We start from the raw sequence: 23,057 nt of genomic DNA, 5'->3' as shown, positions 1-23,057 counted from the left end.
TATATGAGTCAAGTTTGAGGTTAATGCAACGCTAGTTGGGGTAGTGTTAATGAAAAAACCTTTCGACTAGCTTTATTGAAATCAATCAAAAGAGGTAAAGTTCCGAATCGAAAACGAAATTAAGTTCTTTTCGTGACACTTGTTTCTTATTAACAAATTCTGTAACACTACCTCAATCATCTAACTTTATCTTGGAGATAGTTATGGACTTTTTAACGCAAGCACTTTTGGCTGTTGTTTATGCGATCGCAAGAAGCGCCTTAGACAAAGTTGGAGAAAGGATAGGAGAAAGGGTAGGAGATACAATCTATGAAAAGTTTTTGGGATTACTCGAACAACGCTCTCCAAATACTGCAATTGCTATTAGAAAAACACCCTTAGAAGCTTTAGATTATGGGCAATTATTTCAGGAAGTAGAGGCAGAAACACAAACCAATTCTGAATTTGCTCAAACTGCACGACAACTGGCATTAACAGCAAAAGAGCATCCCCTACCAAATTTGAATAAGGTCTTGCAAAATTTTGCAGTTGTAGAGGAATTAAAGCCTCAAATTTTAGAACTTCAATCTTTAATTAGTGTGTGGAAGAAGAAAATGGTGAATATTGACGAGATTAAGCAATTCTTGCCTGATGCCACCGACGAGCAAGCACAACGCTATACTACGCAGCTTAAAAGGTTAGGAGAATTAGAAAGCTTCTTTTCTGAATATCCTCAAGAGCTTAATGGTTATAAAGATTTCTTAAATCGTGCCAAAAAGGCTTTTAATTATAGACAACCGTATCGTATTGCGGTGATTGGTACTACTGGTGCGGGAAAAAGTACTATGCTTAATGCCATGCTGGGGCGTGAGCTAGTCCTAACAAAATCTGTTGGTAAAGCTGCAACAGGTGCAGCTTTAGAAATATTTCTTGATGTATCTGAGAATCAAGATGAAAAGGCAGTTGTTACATATCGCGATGAAGACAATATCCATCAACTGATTGATGAACATTTTGTTCAACAATATCAACTTGATGAGTCAAAGCTAAATGGTGAACTTAATGAAAGCTTTTCTAAAGCACTCTCAGAGTTGCAAATGCAATCTTCTACTAATGAGCAGGTTCGCAAAGATTTTGAGAAATTACGCGAAATACTGGTTGAGCTAACTGAGCAGTACGCTAATAATAACTCTAATAATTTACGCACACACTTCTCACTTAACAATTCCACTGATTTTAAGGAGTTGATGGAGCTAATTGATGAGAATAGCGATCTCAATCGTCAAGGCTCAAGCAAGCGCATGATCGGCTTAGTGAAATCCGTAACTTATCATATTAAGTCGGATAGAAATTCTAATGGTGTGCAAACGCTCCAATTACCCAACAATGTATGTTTGGTTGATTTACCTGGTCTTGATGGTAGCCCTTTGCACGACATAATTATTAGTGAAGGAATTAAAGATGCTGACGCAGTTATCTTTATCATACGTCCACCCCGTATTCTTGGTCGTGGTGATGATTATTTACTTGATCGTGTAGGTAAATACATTAGTCTTAAAGGAAAAGTGGAATCGGGTGAACGCATCTTTCTTGTACTCAACGCTAAAGATTTGATCATGACAGACATGGCCCCGACTACTCTAAAGCAGGATATGGAGGAACTCATGAACAAACTCTTTGAGTATGAAACTTCGCCCCTCTTAAACAAGCGCGGTGGTGATGCTCCGTATTTCATGACATCTGCGTTGGCAGCATACTGCGCTCAGAAGAAGATCAAGGGAGAACAGATTGGAGACCATAATACTTACGAGGCAATTAAGGTTAAGCTTAGGGTCAAAGATAATAGTGATGAGGAAGTTCTTAAGGCAAGTCAAGTTCCAAAGCTGGTAGAAGAACTAACTAAGTTTGCTCGTGATAAGCGTATTGAAGGACAAATTCGTGATGGCAAGCAGGCTTTGGATAGTATTATCAACCCACTCTACAGTAAGTATGACAGTGAATACCGAAGAGTGATTGATAACCAAGGACAATATGCCTCTCAGAAGAACATAGAAACTCAGCTCGAAGACCAAAGAAAGGCTCTTGAGAAGAAGTTGTTGAATTTCCGAAAGAAAATACTCAGCACATTTGAGGAAAGACGCCAGCTACTACAAAATAAAGCCAAAAACATTTGTGATGAAGCAGATGATAATTTACGGAAGGAGATGCCCCGTATTTGGAAGGAACACTTTAAGACTGGCAACGATAAGCTAGCAATTGACGAGATTGGTAGAGTCCTACTTGAACCTGTCCTGAGCGATGCCCAAGTTGAGCTTTGGGATGATCTCAATGAACGTGTACCAAGGCTAGCAATATCTTTGACTGATTTCTACAGGGAAGCATTTCAAAAATACCAAGTCGTTCAGAAAATTGTTAGCCATTGCTTTGGCTCTAAGGAAATTGTAGAAATAGAAACCAAAATTCAAAAGTTTATTGATGATATGGATCGCACAATGACTCAAATCGCCGAGCGTATTGCGATGACACAAATGACCAATCCAGCTACTCATTTTACCGCTTTTCAAAATGACAAACCAGAGAAGGAACAACTCTTTAAGAGCCTTTCTAGTCCAGATATGCTCAATGAGGATTTGTCTGCCGATAAGTTTGTCAATTTTATTACGGAAGCTAGGAAGTTATACGAGAATTTTATATCTGATTATTGTGTTTCTGGACTTTTGAATCTTTATCGATACGAAATGCTCTTGGTTGAGGATTACTTGTTGCAATATATCGAGGATGTGTTTACCGAAATGCGTATTCAGATTCCATTTCTTATGAATAGCGATACTCCAGCTCCTGTTTGGCTATCCAAAATGCGTGCTTCCGATCCAAATTGGGAGTACGAGGTTTCACTCAAGAGTAAAATTTCTACTCTATCCAGTATTAAGGAATGATATTAAATTTCACTGAAAAGTAGCTGTCATACTGAACAAAGTGAAGCATCTCAACAACATTTTCACAACAGAGATGTTTCGCTTCACTAAAAATCTACCCACGTGCAATTAAAAATCCAACAAAGCAATCATTAATGATAAATATGGAGGAATCTTCATGACTAGTAGTAACACGCTGGACTTAAACAATCGTCTAAAAAGCTACGGAGAGACTTTAAGCAAGTGGTTAAATGAAAGCTTACACGCCTCTCCAAGAAACATACGTTTAGGGATTTGGGGAACTACAGGGGCAGGTAAAACTACTTACCTGGCAATGCTTTTCGATGCTCTAGAGGCATCAGACAATTGGCAGGTTACAGTTGATTCAAAGGGGCGTTCATTTGTAAAAAATTATTTGAACACTATCAACTATAAACGAAAATTCCCAGAGCCAACTGAGCCAGGGGAGTTAGAAATTTACAGTTACATATTGAGTCCTAAGTCTTCACGTGTTGCTAACTCTGAAATTGTACTTAATTTTATCGATGCCCCTGGAGAGTTTTATGAAAATATACTCAATTCCAGAGCCAAAGTCCTTAGCCATAATGCCCAAGCTCTTGAAAATAAGAAGCAGCTAATGGATATCGTGGACTATCTAATTAGTTGTGATGGAATTATCTTTTTGCTTGACCCCATAAGAAGTAAGAAAGATGTTAAGGCATACTCAGAACTGTTGAGGGATTTATTTCAAGAATTTCAAGAGCGCTCTCCACACATTGGCAGCAAGTCTAAGCTGCTAGAGCAATACATGGCATTTTGTGTGACCAAGGTTGATCGTGAAGAGCTTTGGAATAAGGGGCAGAAATCTGATGAATTAGCTGAAGATGTGATGAGTTGGGAGTTGAAGCGTCTTAAAAACTACTGTTGGTTAGAGTTGGATAGAGAAAAAAGAAAAAATAGGATCGGCAAAGAAAACCGTTGTGAATTTTTTTCTGTATCATCTATAGGTCGTTCTCAAGACAAAGATGGCAAGTGGCAACCATCTGTAATTTATCCAGCAGAAAAGAGTAATTCTAATCAACAAGCTAATACGCCAATTGTGGCATCTCAACCTCAACAGATCAAGAGAGGATTTGACTTTGATGACTATACATCCTCACAAACAACCAATATAAATCTTAGTAGTTCATCGTCATCTGATGATTGGGTATCAAGTAATAACAAAGAGAATAAACCAGCGTTGTCACCAAAACTCCAACCCACTATCAAGCCAGATATAACATTGAACTCACATAATGTGCTTGAACCGATTGAGTGGTTAATTCGAGGAATCCAAAAGCATCCACCTTCCCGTCCCAAACTTAGTAGTTTGCCAAACCAAAATTCTTGAATTCAGGCTGAGTGTAGCAGATAAGGGATGTTTAATATTTTGAAACATCCTCTCTTTACTCCTCATTTTCAAAACATACTATGCAAACCAAAACTGACATATATGCTCCATAGGAATTTAGCCTCAGGATATAATCACTTTATTTATGGCAAGTTTGCCAGTGACAGTGATTCTGGTTATCGTATTGTTGCTCGTAGTACTGATTTAACGGATGAAGAAAGTCTCAAAACTCTAGCGGAAACCCATCGCTTTTGGGGGACAAGATCGCCTGAAGGAAATGGAAAAGCTATAGGTATCTTCTCAGCCGAGGGAAATAATAATTTAGTGTTGGTGAAGGTCGAAACTGCTGTCGATGATAATGGACAGGAAGTCAGTAGTGGCGACAGAGGATTTAAACAACGTCACTATATTTTTATCCCAAAAGATTTGGTAGCAAAGCAGCTACGTGGTCGGAAATTTAAACTCTTGAATTGGATGAAGGATCAACGTATTCCACTTTTTCCTGAGTTTGAAGCTAACTTACAATCTCTGGCCATTTTACCCCTCAATGATCCGTTGCCAACAGAGTTGAATCAAGAAGAAGTCGATAAGATCAAATTCTGGCTCAATGATACTAATAGTAAAGGTCAGTCATCGCTGCTGTTGGCTTTAGCTGCCTTAAACAATGGTAAGCGGCTACTTCTAACAGGGGATAAAAGTACAGATTTTTTTGAGAGCATCCTACTATTACTACCTGCTTCTGTGCGTAACGAAGTCTCAGTGGCGGGAGGTATACTCGACGAGCAGCATTGTGGTTGGGCAAATGTATTGATTAAACTTAATAATAGCTCTCAGTATCAGCCTGTTGAAGATATTATTTGGCTCAATTGTGGTACTAGAGAATTTGCGGAAGAGTTTGACAAAAATACTACGTCTAAGTATGTTAGGCTACTTCAATCTATCCTTAAGACCGGAGATATAGATCATGTAATCCCACCACTCCTCAAGCAATTAGATTCAATTGAGGATAATAACGTCACACTGAAAGAACCCGCTAATCTTAATATCATTGTCCGTCTAATTGAAGAGTTTCCCCAGATATTTCAGCAAGTGTGGCAGTCTATTTTAAGTGCCAAACAAATTTTAGGAGAACTTGAGAAAAATCTACATCTAGCAGAGACATTGTTAAAGGAGAAGTTGTTAGATCAGCCTTATTGTGATAAAGATACCGTAATTGTGCAGCAGATTGTTGCACTCTGTAAAAAAGTAGTTGAATATAAATCTGAACAAGACTCGCAAACAGCTTTGCAGCTTGCTATTTATTTTGCCACAAAGAAAATCTTTCAGGATAACATCGTCGAAACCTTTGCGCTACTAGATACTGCTATTACAGATAAAATTGACCTGCTAAACTTCTTCAATGACAAGTTTGCGCCTCTAGTTGTTCATTTTGAAGCTGCCAAAATTATTGATAGCAATTTGTACAAACAGCTAAAGATTAAGAAACCAGAAGTAGCTCAGTTACTTAATGTCTTACTGACACAAAAGAAGGCAGTCTTAAAAGACCTGCCAAAACTGGCAAATTTAACAGGGATGAAAGAGCCTGAACAAGATAAGTTTTACGAAACAGTTCTTGTCACCTGGTCTCCGTCTTATGATGATGCACGCGAATTACTAGCAGCCCTGATTGAGCAGTCTCAGGGAATAGGTAGCAAGAACTTCAATCGTAACGCCCTAGTCAAAACCTGTGCATGGTTTGAGGGTAAAAAGCCTGAACTTAGCGATATTTTCATTACTCTTTGGCAACCAAAACCAACTATTAGCTCGGACTGGGACATCTGGAAACAACTAGCTAAGGCTCTATACGAAAATCAACAAGACTCTGCCGCTTTTCTCGATAAAATATTCGGAACGAGATTTCCGATTGAGGTGTTGGAAACTTGGCTGCCAGTGATCGCTGAGGATAACGATGTTAGAAGAAAATTTTGTCGAACCAGTTTGGCATGGCAACAGTTGCGATCGCAACACAAGGATTTCGAGCGACTCGTTGCTACTGAACCAAAGTATGCTATCACTTGGGCACGCTGTTTGCGAGATAGCGACCGTTTGGACTGGCTCAATGGCAAGCTGTTGCATTACCTATGCGATTATTGGATTAAAAAAAGGTACGTTGATGATGACTTGAGAGCTTTGGTAACTGATCCTGATGTCGCCCAAACATTCACAACTCATGATTGGTTGAAACTGCAACACCTCTGCTGGACAATAGGTACTGGTTTTAATTTGCCTCTGGGTAAACCTAATTTAGAGGTAGGTGAAAAACATGATTTGGTGAATATAGCAATACAAATCGCTAATGACCCCGACAGACAACCTGCACAAACGCGGCGCTTACTCCAAGATTGTAAGGCTTGGCAGTTAGAATTGACTCAACTAAAAGACATTCTTAAAAGTGTAGCCGACCAAGCCCGTGACTTTGACTTAGTACTTGATTACATTAGCAGTGACTTGACAGCGATTGATCCGACTCAGGACATTCCACCGCTATTTGAACAGATGAGCCAACTTTCGTCTGCATTCCTCAGCCAACTTTTAAATGAGCGCCTCAAGCAAAATCTTCCTTTGGCTGAAATATTGCTCAATCATGGACTATATGAGCAAAAGTGTCTTTTAGAAAACACTGACGTTAAATCAGAACTTCGCACATTCTGTCAGAGAGTTGTTGAAAACAAATCTAAGCAAAATTGGCCTCAAGCATGGGAATTGGTTAAGAGACTTGATCGAAGTACAGCGTTTAAGGATGACAGCGATCGCCTTGATCTACTAGATGCTGTCCGACCAACTCTAACAAACCAAGAGAAGAAATACCTGTGGGAGTATGCAATAACAATAGTAGAGTTATACACTCAGCCAGAACAAATGGATCGCTTGCTTGAGGATTGTTCCACTTGGGGCTTAAGTTTAACTGAACAAATAAAAATTCTCAAAGCAAATCGCCAAGCTTGCGATAAGGAATTGCTATTCAAATATCTCGACAAAGGTATTGATCCTGAGCAAAACTAGGGCTTGCTTAGTCAGTTATACTAATTCACGGAAACTCTGATACATATAGATTTTTCGTAAGGGCATGGCAATGCCATGCCCTTACGAACGTACTTGTATCATTAATAAACTGAAATGGTATTACTTTGTCTTCTCTAACCAAATACGAAACCATGTAAATTATCTCGGGGTAGCTTATGAATCAAAAACCTTTAAACAATCAATGGAGGTGTGTTGGCCCTGGTTCAAAAGGGATTACTCATGCCGAGATAGTAATAAATGAAGAAGAAAAATGTTATATTTGCGAGGGTGAAAATGAACATAGAACAAATAATTTATCGCTATTTAGAAAACCTAGTATATTGATTGCAGTTATGGCGGGAGTTGCTGCCTTAATTAGTGGAGTTCACGGTTTACTAACTCTGTTTAATCCTCTAGTAATTTCTCCAGTAATTTCTCCAGAGTGGTATAGCAGTGGCGATCGCGTCCTTTTCAAAGAAAAATCTAATACTGACAGAGATAGTGGCGTTAAAGCTTTCCGAGATGGTGATTATGCCAAAGCACAGGCATTTTTTGAAAAAGCGGTAGAGTCCGATCGCAAAAAACGTCATACTGAGCCAGAACTACAGGTTTACCTAAACAATGCCAAAGCACGCCAAGCTGGTTCGACTTTAATGCTGGCAGCAGTTTTGCCTGTGGACAACAGAGAAGACCAGGCTAAAGAAATGCTACGGGGAATAGCGGATGCCCAAACTCAGTTCAATGATTCAGGGGGAGCAAACGGTCGGTTACTAGAAGTTTTAATTGCCAATGATGCTAACGATTCCAAACGGGCTGCCAGTATAGCCCAAAAACTAACTGATAATTCGGCGGTTTTAGGTGTGATTGGACACAACGCTAGTAGTGCCAGTGAAGCAGGGCTTAAAAAATACGAAAAAGCTAATCCCCCCCTGGCGATGATTTCTCCTACCAGCACTAGTAATACCCTTGTGAGTAAAGTTTTCTTTAGAACTGTTCCTTCAGACAAGGAATCGGGCAAAAAACTCGCTTACTATACCAAAAAAAATTTGCACATAGACAAGGTAGCAATTTTCTATAATCCTAATGACACCACCTACAGCACCAGCTTACAAAAAGCTTTTGAAAGTAACTTCCAGCAGATAGGGGGGCAGGTTGTACGCAAAGTTTCCCTCAGCAAGCCTAACCTAAATGCAGAGAATGAGGTTAAGTCACTTTCAGGTCAGGTCAGTGCCGTCCTGCTATTCCCCGATGTTAATCTAACTACTGAAGCCATTCAGATTGCCAAAGCTAACTTTAAATTAAAGGGGCAAAGACCACAGTTGTTGGGTGGGGATGTACTCTACAACTTAGATACTTTGAATGAAGGTGGCACAGCATTGGAAGGATTGATTCTATCGGTTCCTTGGTTTGCAGGAGAAGAAAATACAAAAAAATTTGCAGATAAGGCTAGTGAAAGATGGGGAGGACAGATTAGTTGGCGTACAGCTACGGCTTTTGATGCCAGCCACGCTTTGATCAAAGCGTTGTCTGGTAAACATCCAACACGCGCTAACGTCCTGCAAAATCTAAGGTCTATTTATCTTACTCCAACTAAAACCTCTGGTAAGCCAGTCGAGTTCTCCAAGATGGGAGACATTTGCAGAGTTCCTGTTCTCGTCAAAGTTATTGGGAAGGAATTTCAGATTTTACCAGTATCGGAAAAAAGTAGAGGCGTATATCAAGAACATCATAACCACATTGCGAACGCCGCGAGTAACTGTAATTGAGCCGAGGTTTCGGGAGTAGAGACAGGTTTAGTCCAGCCGAGTAAATCTTGAATCTAGGCGCATACACCAATACTTTCAAAAGTTTCGCAGGCTAATTTTGCTTGTGTGGTACATCTCTTGCAAATTTCATAAGCGTAACACTACCCCTAATATGAGCATTGAAACGATGTCATTTAAGCCGCAGGCGAGCGAATTTCCCCGTGTTGCCGAATATGTTCAACTAACCGCTTGGTTTCTCCTCCTGCTAATTCTAGTTCTCTAAGATTACCCACTAAAATAAACAATTCCTTTGCCCTACTAACGGCTGTATTCAGTAAATTAGGTTTCCGGTTGAGGAACCAAAAACTATGCTCTTGGTGACACTGGTAAGGAGAAAAGATAATAGCTGCTTTCTCCCCACCTTGAAAATTATGAACCGTACCAATATCATCCCAACAAAAGTTTCGCCAACGCTTAGAAAGCCGATACCTGAGCGCGTTAGCTTGCTGCAAAAACGGCGACATCACCCCAATTGTCTTTGAGTTGTCCTCCGCGCTAATAGAGTAACCATGTTTTAGCAAGGACGCAATTATAGTTTCTACAGCATCAATTTCTTCTGGATTGGTATTATGGGTGTGGCTTCCTTCAACGTGATAAGCCAGCAGGTGCTTGACCGTTGCAGTCTGGTCATAACTTGAAAGGATTTGCAGACCACCGGGATAGTTGGGGCTGCAAAACTGAATAATGGGTGGGGTGCAACGGTAATGATTAGAGAGAATAATGCCATTGCCTAAGTCGCCTTCTGCACCACTAGCACCAGCAGCGCGGTGATAAGCGGTAGCTGTGTATTTGGCAGTGGGGGCATAGCGATAGTAATCTTCATTCCCCATGCCCCGATCCAGAAAGGCGGTTTTCAGATATTGCTTGATGCTATCGTCGCTCATGTTAACGATTGGCTCAATTTGTTGGGGGTCGCCAGCCACTACTGCCCGTTGCGATCGCACTAGCAAGGGAAATAATTGATGTATAAGAGTTGTCCCTGCCTCATCCACCAGTGCCAGCTTGATGATATTAGGCTGAAGAATTGGCGACATATTACGCATTGATTGGAGGGTGGAGGTAATGACCGGGAAAATCAAACTCAAGTCACGGAAGATGGCATCACCATCTGTTGACAGTTTGAGCAATGCCTCTCCGTCTCCCGTCAAGACGCTGCCATAAGTTGACAATGCCCTCATAACGCTCTCCTTGCGTCGGAGGACTTCTTGCAACAGAAACGCCCAGGCTCGTTGAAATAGTTCTAGCTGCAAAAGGTGATAGTCACGGTAAAAACGACTGTAAAAATCGGCTTGGGGGTAACTATCAAGTTGTCCTTGGATTTGTTGCTTTTGAGCTTGCTTTAACTCTAGTTCCTTAGTTAAAACCGCTATTTGGTTTTGAATTTCAGTTACTTCACCGTTTTGATTGCGCCATTGCCGTGAGAAACCGATTTTTTGGTTAACGCTTGTGATTGCTGTCGTTAAACTAGAGGGGTCAATGGGTATCTGAAAGGGATGCGCTGTTGCCAAGGTGTTTAAAACAGCCGCGTTTATCCGATTCGCCAAACGCTGAAAAATTCGCTTGTCGGTAGTAGCATTAAGCCAGTTCAAGGCGCGTTTGGTGATAGAGTCAGACTCTTTTGGTAGTTCTCGTTCTGCCTGGGATAAAGCTTCTTGTATCTGCTGGTAAGCATCAATGGGAAAATTTTCGTAATCAGACAAACTTGATAGCTGTTCAGTTAGGGCTTGTAACTCGGCAGATTTAGCAGAAATATCGTTATTGAGAGATTGGATCTCTACATCCAATTGCGATCGACGTTCGGTATCAGTAACTTTTTGAGCAGTATTCAAGCGGTCTTGCTCTTGGAGTTGCTGAATTTCACTTTCGGCTTGCAGTAATTCGAGTTTGGCTTGCTCCCAAGCAGATTGATTAAATTCAGCATTACGCAGCCAATCTTGGGTTGATTGCAGTTTGGGTAGAGTTGACTTACGGATATTAGCTTGATTGCCACCAGTAAGATAAAACTGTTGAGCAGGAGAATCTATAGCCAGTCGTTGTTGGAATTTTTTAACGGTGCTGTTATTAGCGCCGACAAAGAATATTAAATTATTTACATCATCAAGACCCTGAACAAGTCGTAACGCTCGATTTACTACTTGCTGGGCTATGAGGTGCAGAAACACTTCTGTTTTTCCAGTTCCCGGAGGCCCACAAACAGCAGTTAGTAAGTTCTCTTGGGCGTGTTTCAAGACAGACGCTTGAAATTCATCAGGCGCATGATCGGGAAAAGCACCCCAGAACATCACCTCATCTCTGGGTAATTGTGGCTGACCACAGATGTACTGCATAGCTGGGTGAGTTTCAGTTAGCCATTCGCTATTACAGTCAGGTTGTTGAAGTTCCTTTAGTATTTCTTGCAAGTCAAGCTTAAGAAGGGCATTGTAGGGCGTAAAGTCGCAGCGTAGCAAATAAGGTTGCTGAGAGGTTTTGTAGTTTCCTTGGGGTAAGTCTACCAATTCAAGAAAGTCTCGAAGCGTTGGGAATCTTCCTTTAAATGTGTCTTCTAAAAATTTTCCAATTCCTGACGCAACAATCAGTGATTCGGTTTGCTCCTCCTCTAGTCCATACAGGCGCATTAAATTAACAACCACTGGCTGAAATTCGTACTCAGTCAAGTCCCAGCCAGTTTTGCGGTAATTACCTTTGAATATGGGTGAAATATCAATTGTGAACAGAGGCAAGTATTTCAGCTTCTGGTCTTTGCCCTTGCCGTTGATTATATAGATTTGCGGGAAAGCAACAGCCATCTGAACATCATTTTTGTTCCCTCTTTTAGCTGCTTGCTGCTGTTGCTGGAATTGTGTAAATACTTCGCTATCTAACAGTAGCTTGTTGCCAACAAGCTGCACTCCCTTATCTACTACTTTTGAATAAATATCTGAAGAACGCTCGACCTCGGCTTGAGTCAGTTCTTCTAACCTGATGTAGCCTAACCAAGCTTGTACTATCTGGATAAGTTTTTCTGACTCTAGCATAGGAACACTTGTGGGAGCGACTGTACTACTGGCACTCTGACTAACTTAATATTTTTTGTCGTTTGTCGCAAACATACCGCAGTAGTCAGCAGTTTTCCACAAAATTTTTAACAATTATAATTGCTCAGAACGTTATGAAAGCGTTACCACACCAGAATAGTTAAGGATTTTCGCGTCAACAGTTAACAAAGGACACCCATAATTTCTGGCTGTAGCTACAATAATTTGGTCAAAAGGGTCGCTATGAAATCCGCTTAATTGAGTTGAATCAACCACTATCGGCAGGGTTAAATTTAATAGCTGTACTCCGGGATAAGACAAAGCTGTTTCCAACCATTCATTAACTGAACAAGAAAAAACCAGCCGATTTTTTTCTACTAATTTGGCGACCTCCCAACAAGAAACAATACTTACTCCTAAACCCTGAGATTGATATTCTTCTATCCAAGAGCGATACTTTGTAGTTAGTTTCGAGTTATCATCAACCCACCAAACCCAGATATGGGTATCAAGTACGATCATTGCAAAACTTCCCAATCTGACAAGGCAACGGGTTCTGTTGGATCATCGTAACGGATTACTTTACCGCGCATTGGATAAAGATTTGTTTCTGGTTGGCTAGGCGCTGCTCCTTGAAGTTGTGGAGTTTTAGCTGACAGAATAATCACCTCCACAGCATCCCCCGCATGAAAAGGTAAGCCCCGTAGCATCAAAGTTCCATCTTCTGTTAAAACAGCTTCTATTTTGTGAGCTTCCATCTTACAACTCCTATTTGTTAATGGAGAAAAAGAGAAACGGATCTTACTTTCTCTAGTTTTTTTATTATGGCACTTTGGCTCCCCTGACTTTTTAGCCGTAACTTGCTCCCGTCATGATTTCGAGAGAACTGGGGAGCAGTGGCAACTTGAGCTTACTCAACGTTTGTCAGCGTCTCCAGTTGTGCAAGTAGTTTTTCTATTTGCTTGCGCTTCTTAGGATCTGACCAAATACGCGACTTTCTTAGTTTGGTAGTCGCAGCAGTAAAGCGCTCTTTATAATTGTTAGACTCGGTGTTTTCGGTAGAGGCTGGGGTTTTCTTCTCAATAATGCGCTGTCTGATTTCACTTAAAGACCAGTTTTGAGCAATAGCTTGTTCTAAAAATTCAACGCGCTCATCTAATTTCTGAATTTGGGCGATGGCTTTAGCTTTGGTGTACTCAAGTGAGCCTTCCCTTAGCGCATCAAGGATATCTTCTGGGAGGTTGAGCAAGGGTAGACGGTTCTTAACGAAAGATTCCCAGGTCATTAACCCTAAGCCATCAAACACTCCTTCAACGATTTTGAGGTCTTGGTTTACAGCAGGCTCATGATTAAGGGCTGAATCATCCGTTTCGGTTTCGCCCATAACGTTATGGGTAGATAATTCAATATCGCCTTCATCGTCGCTGATAGCGTTATGGGTAGGTTCAACACCTTCGCTATCGTGTGCGCCCATAACGTTATGGGTAACTGTAGATGCTTTGTTTTGTAGGCGTTGTAGACGATACAGTAATGGGGGTATCTCCTCAATGCTTCGACCTAGTTTGAGAGACAGCAGTTGCAGAATGCCTTCGGTTTCTTCAACTGGGTTCAGGTCTTCTCGCAGTAAGTTTTCTATAAGTGCAAATTGAAAAGCTGCGTTGTCGTCTAACTCTCTAATGACGACGGGGACAACTTTCAGCCCAATTTCTTTAGCAGCACGATAGCGTCGCTCTCCCGCAACTACTTCGTGTTTGCCACCATCTACGGGGCGTACTAAAAGGGGTTGCAGGATGCCATGCTGCTTTATCGATTCGGTTAACTGCTTTAATGCTTCTGGGTCAAAGTAACGGCGCGGTTGTGTCGCTGGCAGAACAATCTGGTCTAAGGGCATGGATTGAGCAGAATCAGCATTCAATGCGCCTGTGGTGTCCCAAGGTACATCAATTTTGCTTTTGAGGGGTTGACTGGCTTTAGTAGTGCGTCTCATTTTAAAGATTCTAAACTAACGGCTATTTTTTTCAAGATGGCGACAGATGGGTGCTTTGGTTCGTAAACTGCAAGGGGCATTCGTTCCTCTGAAGCATCAACAAAAGCAGTGGAGCGAGGAATGGGGGCAAAGACTGTTCCAGCGCTTGCTAGTTGTTCGGTAATGGCTGCTAGAGTACGAGTGTCCTGGGAGTTACGGGCATCGTATTTTGTAGGCACAAATCCGGCAATTTGCAATTTGCGGTTTGGTTTGTTGCGAACTGTGGCAACCGTTTTTAGTAATTCGCCTGTTCCCTCAAAGGCTTTGAAATGGGTTTCCAAAGGCACTAGAACATGAGTAGCGGCTACAAGAGAGATGTAAGAGAGTAGCCCTAAGCTGGGAGGGCAATCTATTAAGATAAAATCGTAATTTTCTTGAATTGGTTCAATAGCTTCTTTCAGGCGGAAATCGCGCATGGAAGCATTAACCAATTGCATTTCTGCCGTGCTCAAAGAGATGTTAGCTGGGGCTAAATCCATGCCATGAATGCCCTCATGAATTGGCAGGGGTTGTTCATCCACAATGGCATTGTTAACAGTTTGCTCTATGTCTCTTGGAACCAAGCCCATAAAAATAGTTAAGCTAGCTTGTGGATCTATGTCGATGAGCAGAACGCGATGACCCAATTGTGCTATTTGGTAGCCCAGGTTTTGGGTAAGGGTGGTTTTGGCAACACCTCCCGCCTGATTAAAAACTGCGATGATTCGGCTCATAAGTGAGTTTGTTTACCTGCCCCGTTACAATTAAAGATAACTGGTGATGGGGCAATCGGTACTGTTTCTTTAAGGATGAGGCTACTGTTTTATTTAAAATTGTGATGATATATAGCAATAGTGAATCATTAGTGAGAAAATACTGAGACAAAAAGCCTTCTTTTACAGGCTTTACAGCCTGGATTCATTCTCACGTATCATTTAGAACTGCTATAGGTTATAGCCTTGCGGGGAGAAGCAAAATGACGTAAACAGATTTTAGGTGATACCTACGGTACATCAGCAACGGTAAAGCAGGCAATACAGATAGCTTAAAAAAAAGAACGATGCGCTATCAAAAAGAATAGAGTTGTTGCATTAAGCGATCAGTTAGGTTTGAGAGAAAGCCGCACATGGCGTTATATATCTAAATGAGTACAATAGCGATCTCGCCCCTTTTGTTTGGCATTGTACAGTGCTTTATTGGCTGAAGCAATAAGTGTATCTGGCTTGATGTTGCAAGTGGGTATGACACAAGTAATACCCAAACTCAGTGTGACGATATCCTTAATATTAGACTGTGCATGGGGAATGGCCTGCTCGTGAATTGCTCGTTGAATACTTTGTGCTACTTTGATCGCTCCTACTAAGTCAGTATTGGGGAGGAGTACGGAAAATTCTTCTCCTCCGTAACGCGCTACTAGACCAGCAGAACGATAAACCATCTGTTGCACTGTTTGCCCTATTCTGATTAGACAATGATCGCCTCCAAGATGACCATAGTAGTCGTTGTAAGATTTGAATTTATCAACATCCAATAAAATCAGTGACAGGGGTTGTTGCTCTCGTGCAAGGCGTTCCCATTCTGCTTGCAGTCGTCCATAGAAGTAGCGACGGTTAGCCACCTGAGTCAAAGCATCTAGATTTACTAGTTGTTCTAGTTTCTGATTTGCATCTTCTAGTTTCTGATTTGCATCTTCTAGTTTCTGATTTGCATCTTCTGTTTTTTCTTTAGCAATTACTAACTCTGCTGTTCTTTCTTGTACCCGTTGTTCCAAAGTTTCAAAAGATGTTTGTAACTGAAGTGCCATGTTGTTAAACGATTTCCCCAGTTGACCTATTTCGTCTTTTGAGCTAATTTTGGCGCGGATATCTAAGTTACCTGCGGTAAACTGGAAAACTATATTGGTAAGGTAAATTATTGGTTTTGTTAGCAGTTGTCCAATGGCAAAAGCGATGATCGTCACTAGTCCAGCGATAAATGCAAATAGAAAAATTGCATCACGAATTTGCTTTTCTACAGGTGCTAGGGCAACAGCAAGGGGTCGTGCAAACAACACAGACCAAGGTTTATATTGCAAACGAGCGATCGCAATTAGATTAACCCGATCCCCTGTTGCTGACAAAGATGCAATTAAATACGACTGTTTATTATCCAATGCTTGTTTAAGTTCGGACTCATTAGTTGCCAATTCTTTAACAGAAGAATTAGGCAAACGACCTTCCTGTTGCAGTTTAGTTACAACATCATCAGGCAGAGGCACAATTGATTTAAAAAGTAGTTCTGGTGCAGTACTATGTGCCAGATAAATATTATTGTCATCTAAAAGAATCGCAAAAGATTTTTCCCCAGCCCGTTCGGTTTGCCGAGTTACTAACTGCTGAACAACAGTAGCATTGTATGAAACACGCAATACACCCAATATATCTCCCTTGTCATTGCGAACCGGACTGCTAAAAAAGAAGGTAATAAGATCGGGAATTGTCGGCGATCGCTTCATGTTAGAAACAAAAGAGAAACCAGTTTGTAGCGGCTTTTGAAAATAATCTTGAACTGATTCATCTTTGCCAATGTTCAGTGTACGTGTATCCAATACATTTTTTCCGTTTAAGTCGAGCAAAGCATAAGAGAGAATATTGAGCATATCTTTGCGACTGAGACGCATTAATGTTTCTGTCGCCAATTGCATTTCGGGGCTGCCGTCTCGCTGTTTTGGAGTTAGGCTGAGGTAGCGTGCCAAACCTGGTAAAATCGCCTCTACACGCACGGCATTGAGATTTCCATCAATAAAGGCATCTATTCTGTTAGCGGTTTCGTTAGCCGCCGCAGATAGGGCTTGTCGGGCGTTGTCAGTTAGTGCTTTTTCAGTTGTCTGTTTGTTGATAAATGCCAATAACAGTAAAGGAATCAAAGCAACAATGAGAAACGAGGCGATCAACTTTGTACGGATGCCGCCCAAAACAGAGTGCTGCATGGCTTTCAACTAGGAGGCAGGGTTCAAGAAGGAAAAATTAAACAAACTTTTTAGCTCAGGAATGCCCATCACGTTTCCAGAGTGAATAAATAAGCATTAGCACTAATATAATAATGCTTAACCCGGTTTTCTGCTGCGATGCTACTAATACACCAGCATCACCTAATTTGCTTCTAGGAATCCTTTTATCGTTTCAACCGGAATATTGAAAAGTGGGTGATTAAAGATTGCTTTTAAAGCTTCCAATCCACCAGCTTTTAATGCAGATATCAATCTAGCTTTTAGTTTTGGATTACGTTTGATTTCTTGATGAATTGCTTCTGTAATTGCATCCGTAGTTGTTAGATTAGTTTGAGCTAGCTGATAGAGGAGTTGTTGAATTTCCGATGCTGCTGAAGCTAGATTCTGCTTTTGCTCAGGGGTATAGTTGGTTATGTTACCACCGATTTGCTGTGCATTTACTGTATCTGCATTGACAAGTCCGCCAGCAAATTGAGCGTCTTGTAAGTTAAAAGTAGATTGTTTGTTAGAGTTATCTACCATAGAGTTATTATCCGCTTTAGCTGTAACATCAATAGTATTTTTAATTTGAATAGGTTTACTTGCCGCTAGTTTAACTAGTTCCCATAAGTTGGCGTTTTCCTGATGATAAATTTCTATTTGTACATCTTTAGCCTTTAATTGATTTCGATATATAGTTTCAAGTGCATTTAGCTGAATTTCATATAATGCTTTAGCCTGACTTTCAATATCTGCTTTATTGGCTTCTAGCGGAACTTCTAGCCGAATTACAAATGCACCACCATTTTTCTTTTCAATGGCTTGGACTGATAAATTTTCTTCACCATATTCAGCCTGTAGTTCTTTAAACGAAAGAAGAAAAGCTTTCCAGTCAATACCATCAGTAAAAATTAAGTCAACTGTTTCTAAAGCTTTCTGAAAGAGCTTGCTAAACTCCCCTGGTGCAAACTCTCCGCTACTTGGACGACGTTCTTGTTTGTTTATTTTCAAATAGATGTACTGACAATCAATATCATCTAGCTTTGTAGCAAAGTTAATATTCCAGTCTTCCAAACAAGTCCCTGTAAACTTAGCATTAGTAAAATCTGTTTTTAATGCTTGAGTTCTAGGAAGGTAAGCGTTGGTGAGGTTAGCGTTAGTGAGGCTAGCGTTGGTGAGGTTAGCCTCACGGAGGTCAGCCTCGCTGAGGTTAGCGTTAGTGAGGCTAGCGTTGGTGAGGTTAGCCTCACGGAGGTCAGCCTCGCTGAGGTTAGCGTTAGTGAGGTTAGCGTTGGTGAGGTTAGCCCTTATGAGAATAACCTTAGTAAGATCTGCCCTACTAAGGTTTGCTTGATTTAGGTCTGCGTCGCAAAAGTATGCCCCACTCAGGTCTAACCCGCTCAAGTCTGCCTTGACGAGGTTTGCCACACTAAATTGTGTCTCTCTAACGTCTGCCCCATTGAAGACTGCATTATTAAGGTCTGCCTTGAAAAAGTCTGCCTTGATGAGGTATGCCTCCCTGAAGTCTGCATCCTCTAGCTTTGCCTGTCCGAGGTATGCCCCGCTAAGGTTAGCACCGATGAGGTTAGCCCTGCTAAGGTTAGCATCGCTGAGGTCAGCATCGCTAAGGTTAGCCCTGCTAAGATTAGCATCGCTAAGGTTAGCCCTGCTAAGATTAGCATCGCTGAGGTTAGCATCGCTGAGATCAGCACCAATAAGGTCAACAATTATACTTAAATTATTAGCTATCCATTTATTCCAAGCTTGTACACCTTTGTTCAGCCGAGCATAATGCTCTTCATTAACCATAGGAGGTTCTCCTTATGTTTTACCTTTAGAATCTTCAATGAGGCATAACTATGGAGATGTAATTTTCAATTAACCTCATTAAATCTAAGCAACAAGTTTGGTTTGGACTATAGCAGGTGTTGAGAGCGGCGGCAAGCTTGGCTATGTTATCGCCCGTAAGCGGGGGTATCGGGAAATGGGGTGAAATGAGCAGTGATTCCGAAAGTTACGCGCTTTGACTTGATGAGCCTGACAAGTGCTACAAAATAATGCAATCACACTACAAAAAAGACTAAAACCTTTTTTGTAGTCTTTGGAGTGACAAAAAATTATTTGTGGGGTTTCATCGAGTTTTAAAGATTCAAGTTTTGCGATCGCTGCCAGTAGTCAAAGCATTCCTTCCAAGATTTAAGAACTCGTGGCTTGGAGTCGGCGCAGCGGAGTGGCTCTTGCGGGCTTGCAGGATCTAGTCGGCCCAACCAGTAATCTTTCTGCCCGTAAGAGCCACCGACTCCAAGAGCGAAGCGGTCACGAGTTCGGTCTACGCTCCGCGTGGCTCACAAGCTAAAACCACGATCCTGCTTTCTGAGCTTTTGCTGCTCCTCTCTCAAATGAGCTTCTAATTCCTGGCTCCAATCAGGATTATGGGTTTTAAGCCTTTTACCTTGTGGCAACAATTCTAATACTGCACTAGCCGCCTTATTCCCAAGTTCATCATTATTGAATGCTACGACAACCCTATTGAAACCTTTGAGAAATTCCATAGGTAGGTTATTCGGATCATCAGCTACTATCAACATAGTTCTAGTTGGTGGCAGTCCCTTGCAACTTGAGATAAGATAAGTGGCTGCTGACATCGCATCAATTGGTGTAGAACACAGAAAGACGTTTTCTACCTTGTCTGTTGGTTGCCCTCCCAACCTCAGATAAAACCAACCTTTTTGTGTAGAGGTGCTTTGGTCGTACTCCACAGTCCGATGATTTTCTCTAGGCTTTGACCAAACTAATGCGCCAGTTTTTTCACCATCTAAATCACGCTTGATAAACAAAATATTTCGTTGCTCATCCATGTAAAGCAACTGATTATTATGTAATCCTTGCGAAATATAATCTGGTATGTAGCGTTTCTCGCTCAAATACTTGTGTAATACTTGCCAAACAACTTTATCCTCTGGTGGTGGAGTGAACTGGGGCTGTTGTTTGCGTTCAATAAGAAGAAGAAACTTTTCTAACTGCTCAATTGGGAGTGGTTTAACAGGTTTGAGCAGCAATTCATGAATAGGTTCATCATCACGTTCTGGTTGATAGTCAATGCCACGATGTTTTTGCAAACCGGGGAAGGTATAAGCTGCACCTAACTGTGTACCACTAAAAGCCTGCCCATCTTTCTCATAAGAAATGCCTTTAGACTTACCATTCCTAGTGAATCCTGTTCTCACACTGACACTAGCTTGTTGCAGCCGCATGATCAGCGTTGGCATTTGGGGATTATCAACACTAGCCCTATCAATCGTCTGCTGAATCTGCTCCTTAATAATGCGCTCTGGTGGGGTATCGCGCTTACCCGATGAATATTCTTCTTGCTCTCGCCTTATACGCCTGATTTGTCCGGTGCTGGGTGTACGATTCAGTTTCTCTCTACTGCCCTGGACTTGCACTAAATCATAGTCTTGCTCGATTTGTCGCAGAACTTTTTCAGAGCGTACATAATCCCAAGAATCATGGACTAATAGCCCCGTGTCTATCCTGATTCTGCTGGCTGCAATGTGGATGTGGTCGTCGTCGGTGTTATGGTGGCGAAAGATGACAAACTGATTGGCATCGAAGCCCATTTCCTTCATGTAGCGATCGCCAATTTCGCCCCACTTCTCATCATCTAATTTGTCGCCCTTCGCTGCTGATAATGAGACATGATAAACAACACGTTCTGCATCAGAATTTAGTTGTCGAGACAGCTTAAACTCCCGTGCCAATTCTCGCGCATTTCTCCCGCTCATATTGCCGCCGATTATTTGGGCTTCATCGCGTGATTCCAAATAATCTAACAGATGGCGAAAACCTCTACCCTTCGTCTGCTTCCCAATCATCGCTTTCTTCTTCCTCCTCTTCCCAGTCGTCAGATTCCGTGTCAGCTTGGGCAATCTCTCGTCTGCACTGATGCAATACTTCTAAAAGTTCTTGTAATAGTTCTGGCTTGGCTGGTGGAGTGCGCCCAATTTTTATCGCTGTGTTTGTAGCTTTGATAAGTTGGTTTAAGTTGTTCCCAATTTGCCCTAATTCCCAATATGTTTGTAGGCTAATTTTACTCAGTCGTTTGGGCAGTGGTCGCAGCAATCCGTTACGTCTCATTAATTCACTTGCTGACATTCCCGCATCAAGTGATTTTATTCGCAGCAGATCCAACTCAATATCACTCAGTCTAAGTGAAAAGAGATGTTTTCTTACGACCCTTTTTGACTGCTTGCGATTAGCCATAAATCGAGAATATCAACGGACATTGCGCGGGGGGTTTTTCAAGGGGGGCTTCCCCACTTGAACCAGTCTGCCGTTCGAGCGCAGCGAGACAAAGCGTAAGCTTTGAGGCATGGCTGGCTTCTAGCCCATTTTTGGGGGTGGACAAAGTATCGATTACTACGTATGTACGGAGGACACAGCAGGGGGCTGAAGGCGGGAGTACAACGGCGTAGCCGTGCTGCTGATCATCCTACAACTTACAGGGGAGGATAGCAACGGCGTAGCCGCAATAGGAAAAAATAAAGTAGTCGGTAAATTCTGGTTCGGCGTAGCCACTACAGAGTCGGTACAAATGGCGTAGCCGCTATATGAAAATTCTCTGATTCAGCGAAGCTGGCACACAATATAATAGTCCGGCGTAGCCAGAATCTAAAAAATAATTCAGCGAAGCTGTTTTAAGTAAAATTCTCTGATTCAGCGTAGCTGTAATAGTCAGATTTTTTAGCATTAGTTTGAATAAGAAAAGAAGACCAGCGAAGCTGCCACACTAAAAAATATAAGGCGTAGCCGTAATACGAAGAGGTAATTCGGCGTAGCCGCAATCGCTGATTTTTTTAGCATTTTGAAAATAAATTGGTGCAAATTATTTCAAATAGTCGATAATTATCAGTTAATCGGGATTCACGAGATAACCATGAGTGAACATCAGAATTCAGAAGTGATTACGAAGGGCAAGATTGATAAAGCCATCAATCTACTGAAGGAGCAGAAGCCAAAAGAACGAGAGGACATCTCAGACAGAGAAGCCATCAGAAAAATGAGAAGGTACATTGAGAAGCTGACTTCTAACAAGTACGGCTACACTTATGATGAAGTTTCAGAAATGCTGAAGGGTCTGGGGATTAATTTGACTGGCAGCAGAATCAAATATTTAATCGGTGAGTTGAAGAAAAGCAGCCGTCGCCGTCATCAGGCATCTGATAACGGCGATAGTAGTATGTCAGTTCAGGGGGCTACTGAAAATCAGCAGGCAGTTGTTGAAAGCAGCGAAGCTGAAGAAGCACCTGTAAAAAGTACTCTAGGCAAGAGTAAAAAACAACAGCCAGCAACGCAGGAACCAGAAGCGAAATCAGAACCAACCAGAGAACCAAACAGGTCTGCTTTTGTGCCAAAGATTTACAAGGATGACGAAATCTAAGTTGGTTTATGAGTAAAACAACTACTCCTCACAAAAAAAAAGCAGCAGTTAATAAAAGAATAGTGCTGTGTACCAGTGAAAAGGGAGGCACAGGTAAAAGTATTGTGGCTAGGTTTCTTTTAGATATGTACTTAGCAAACTTGATTCATGTTGTAGCGTATGACTGTGACTCGAATAATCCGCAACTGTGGAGACACTATAACTCTTCAGTGCCAGGGGGCGTAAGAACAATCAAATTTAATCAACATGGATTCAGCGAGATTTTAAAAAAGGATTTATCGTCATCAAATCCTGTTGTAGCTTTAGTGGATCTGCCGTCTGGAGTGGGGGAATATTTTCAGGATTTTGTTCAAGAGATGGAATCAGCAAGCCTGGGCTACCGCATCACTATGGTATCGGTACTAGGCAGGGGGAAAGACAGCATCATTCAACTAAAACGGTTAATAGGGGAAGAGCTGGCGAAGCTGTCAGGAAGTGCAAACTAAACTGTTTAGTTTAA

16 protein-coding genes are annotated in these 23,057 nt (G+C 41.6%); 7 read left to right on the top strand and 9 right to left on the bottom strand.

Annotated features, from left to right (window positions below; translation table 11 throughout):
• Positions 1–203: 203 nt before the first annotated feature.
• The 4 genes from RMX89_RS28310 to RMX89_RS28295 all read left to right on the top strand — a co-directional run bounded on the left by RMX89_RS28310 (position 204) and on the right by RMX89_RS28295 (position 9,092).
• Complete coding sequence (locus RMX89_RS28310) at positions 204–2,915, top strand: dynamin family protein (protein WP_322691270.1); 2,712 nt, start codon at positions 204–206, stop codon at positions 2,913–2,915.
• Between the two features lie 157 nt (positions 2,916–3,072).
• Complete coding sequence (locus RMX89_RS28305; protein ID WP_322691269.1) at positions 3,073–4,284, top strand: TRAFAC clade GTPase domain-containing protein; 1,212 nt, start codon at positions 3,073–3,075, stop codon at positions 4,282–4,284.
• A 102-nt stretch (positions 4,285–4,386) separates the two neighbouring features.
• Complete coding sequence (locus RMX89_RS28300; RefSeq protein WP_322691268.1) at positions 4,387–7,326, top strand: hypothetical protein; 2,940 nt, start codon at positions 4,387–4,389, stop codon at positions 7,324–7,326.
• Positions 7,327–7,502: 176 nt separating this feature from the next.
• Positions 7,503–9,092, top strand: coding sequence for an ABC transporter substrate-binding protein (locus tag RMX89_RS28295; RefSeq protein ID WP_322691267.1), 1,590 nt, complete (start codon positions 7,503–7,505; stop codon positions 9,090–9,092).
• 173 nt (positions 9,093–9,265) lie between these two features.
• Here RMX89_RS28295 and RMX89_RS28290 read toward each other — a convergent pair whose 3' ends face one another.
• The 9 genes from RMX89_RS28290 to RMX89_RS28250 all read right to left on the bottom strand — a co-directional run bounded on the left by RMX89_RS28290 (position 9,266) and on the right by RMX89_RS28250 (position 21,381).
• Positions 9,266–12,145, bottom strand: a complete 2,880-nt coding sequence (locus RMX89_RS28290; protein ID WP_322691266.1) for a DEAD/DEAH box helicase — start codon at positions 12,143–12,145, stop codon at positions 9,266–9,268.
• A 132-nt stretch (positions 12,146–12,277) separates the two neighbouring features.
• Positions 12,278–12,667, bottom strand: a complete 390-nt coding sequence (locus RMX89_RS28285) for a type II toxin-antitoxin system VapC family toxin (protein WP_190964097.1) — start codon at positions 12,665–12,667, stop codon at positions 12,278–12,280.
• The gene (locus tag RMX89_RS28280; protein WP_190964096.1) at positions 12,664–12,903 is read right to left on the bottom strand and encodes a hypothetical protein; all 240 of its coding nucleotides are present in this window, start codon (positions 12,901–12,903) and stop codon (positions 12,664–12,666) included. Before RMX89_RS28280 ends, RMX89_RS28285 begins: the two co-directional genes overlap by 4 nt.
• A gap of 152 nt (positions 12,904–13,055) precedes the next feature.
• Positions 13,056–14,132 carry a ParB/RepB/Spo0J family partition protein gene (locus RMX89_RS28275; protein WP_322691265.1) on the bottom strand — a complete coding sequence of 359 codons (1,077 nt, stop codon included), beginning with the start codon at positions 14,130–14,132 and terminating at the stop codon, positions 13,056–13,058.
• Positions 14,129–14,884, bottom strand: coding sequence for a ParA family protein (locus RMX89_RS28270; RefSeq protein WP_322691264.1), 756 nt, complete (start codon positions 14,882–14,884; stop codon positions 14,129–14,131). The genes RMX89_RS28275 and RMX89_RS28270 overlap by 4 nt, the downstream gene beginning before the upstream one ends.
• A 398-nt stretch (positions 14,885–15,282) precedes the next feature.
• Positions 15,283–17,118, bottom strand: coding sequence for a diguanylate cyclase domain-containing protein (locus RMX89_RS28265; RefSeq protein ID WP_322691263.1), 1,836 nt, complete (start codon positions 17,116–17,118; stop codon positions 15,283–15,285).
• Positions 17,119–17,280: 162 nt separating this feature from the next.
• A complete protein-coding gene (locus tag RMX89_RS28260) occupies positions 17,281–18,927 on the bottom strand; it encodes a pentapeptide repeat-containing protein (RefSeq protein WP_322691262.1) in 1,647 nt (548 codons plus the stop codon).
• A gap of 536 nt (positions 18,928–19,463) precedes the next feature.
• Positions 19,464–20,993 carry a relaxase/mobilization nuclease domain-containing protein gene (locus RMX89_RS28255; RefSeq protein WP_322691261.1) on the bottom strand — a complete coding sequence of 510 codons (1,530 nt, stop codon included), beginning with the start codon at positions 20,991–20,993 and terminating at the stop codon, positions 19,464–19,466.
• Positions 20,968–21,381, bottom strand: coding sequence for a plasmid mobilization protein (locus tag RMX89_RS28250; RefSeq protein WP_416212012.1), 414 nt, complete (start codon positions 21,379–21,381; stop codon positions 20,968–20,970). Before RMX89_RS28250 ends, RMX89_RS28255 begins: the two co-directional genes overlap by 26 nt.
• Before the next feature lie 214 nt (positions 21,382–21,595).
• Here RMX89_RS28250 and RMX89_RS28245 point away from each other — a divergent pair, with 214 nt between their 5' ends.
• The 3 genes from RMX89_RS28245 (at position 21,596) to RMX89_RS28235 (ending at position 23,043) form a co-directional block, all read left to right on the top strand.
• On the top strand, positions 21,596–21,721 hold the full coding sequence (locus RMX89_RS28245; RefSeq protein WP_322691259.1) for a hypothetical protein: 126 nt from the start codon (positions 21,596–21,598) through the stop codon (positions 21,719–21,721).
• A gap of 333 nt (positions 21,722–22,054) precedes the next feature.
• Positions 22,055–22,558, top strand: a complete 504-nt coding sequence (locus RMX89_RS28240) for a hypothetical protein (RefSeq protein WP_322691258.1) — start codon at positions 22,055–22,057, stop codon at positions 22,556–22,558.
• A gap of 8 nt (positions 22,559–22,566) precedes the next feature.
• Positions 22,567–23,043, top strand: a complete 477-nt coding sequence (locus tag RMX89_RS28235; RefSeq protein ID WP_322691257.1) for a hypothetical protein — start codon at positions 22,567–22,569, stop codon at positions 23,041–23,043.
• The last annotated feature ends 14 nt before the right edge of the window (positions 23,044–23,057 follow it).

The sequence above is a fragment of the Nostoc sp. DedSLP04 genome (assembly GCF_034530775.1).
Lineage (GTDB): Bacteria > Cyanobacteriota > Cyanobacteriia > Cyanobacteriales > Nostocaceae > Nostoc.
The sequence above is the reverse complement of the archived record's forward strand: the minus strand, read 5'-3'. Positions and strand labels throughout refer to the sequence as shown.

What these genes read in the sequence shown, in the direction of transcription:
- RMX89_RS28310 (WP_322691270.1), top strand. Translation starts at nt 204, where the DNA reads ATGGACTTTTTAACGCAAGCACTTTTGGCTGTTGTTTATGCGATCGCA.
- RMX89_RS28305 (WP_322691269.1), top strand. Translation starts at nt 3,073, where the DNA reads ATGACTAGTAGTAACACGCTGGACTTAAACAATCGTCTAAAAAGCTAC.
- RMX89_RS28300 (WP_322691268.1), top strand. Translation starts at nt 4,387, where the DNA reads ATGCTCCATAGGAATTTAGCCTCAGGATATAATCACTTTATTTATGGC.
- RMX89_RS28295 (WP_322691267.1), top strand. Translation starts at nt 7,503, where the DNA reads ATGAATCAAAAACCTTTAAACAATCAATGGAGGTGTGTTGGCCCTGGT.
- RMX89_RS28290 (WP_322691266.1), bottom strand. Translation starts at nt 12,145, where the DNA reads ATGCTAGAGTCAGAAAAACTTATCCAGATAGTACAAGCTTGGTTAGGC.
- RMX89_RS28285 (WP_190964097.1), bottom strand. Translation starts at nt 12,667, where the DNA reads ATGATCGTACTTGATACCCATATCTGGGTTTGGTGGGTTGATGATAAC.
- RMX89_RS28280 (WP_190964096.1), bottom strand. Translation starts at nt 12,903, where the DNA reads ATGGAAGCTCACAAAATAGAAGCTGTTTTAACAGAAGATGGAACTTTG.
- RMX89_RS28275 (WP_322691265.1), bottom strand. Translation starts at nt 14,132, where the DNA reads ATGAGACGCACTACTAAAGCCAGTCAACCCCTCAAAAGCAAAATTGAT.
- RMX89_RS28270 (WP_322691264.1), bottom strand. Translation starts at nt 14,884, where the DNA reads ATGAGCCGAATCATCGCAGTTTTTAATCAGGCGGGAGGTGTTGCCAAA.
- RMX89_RS28265 (WP_322691263.1), bottom strand. Translation starts at nt 17,118, where the DNA reads ATGCAGCACTCTGTTTTGGGCGGCATCCGTACAAAGTTGATCGCCTCG.
- RMX89_RS28260 (WP_322691262.1), bottom strand. Translation starts at nt 18,927, where the DNA reads ATGGTTAATGAAGAGCATTATGCTCGGCTGAACAAAGGTGTACAAGCT.
- RMX89_RS28255 (WP_322691261.1), bottom strand. Translation starts at nt 20,993, where the DNA reads ATGATTGGGAAGCAGACGAAGGGTAGAGGTTTTCGCCATCTGTTAGAT.
- RMX89_RS28250 (WP_416212012.1), bottom strand. Translation starts at nt 21,381, where the DNA reads ATGGCTAATCGCAAGCAGTCAAAAAGGGTCGTAAGAAAACATCTCTTT.
- RMX89_RS28240 (WP_322691258.1), top strand. Translation starts at nt 22,055, where the DNA reads ATGAGTGAACATCAGAATTCAGAAGTGATTACGAAGGGCAAGATTGAT.
- RMX89_RS28235 (WP_322691257.1), top strand. Translation starts at nt 22,567, where the DNA reads ATGAGTAAAACAACTACTCCTCACAAAAAAAAAGCAGCAGTTAATAAA.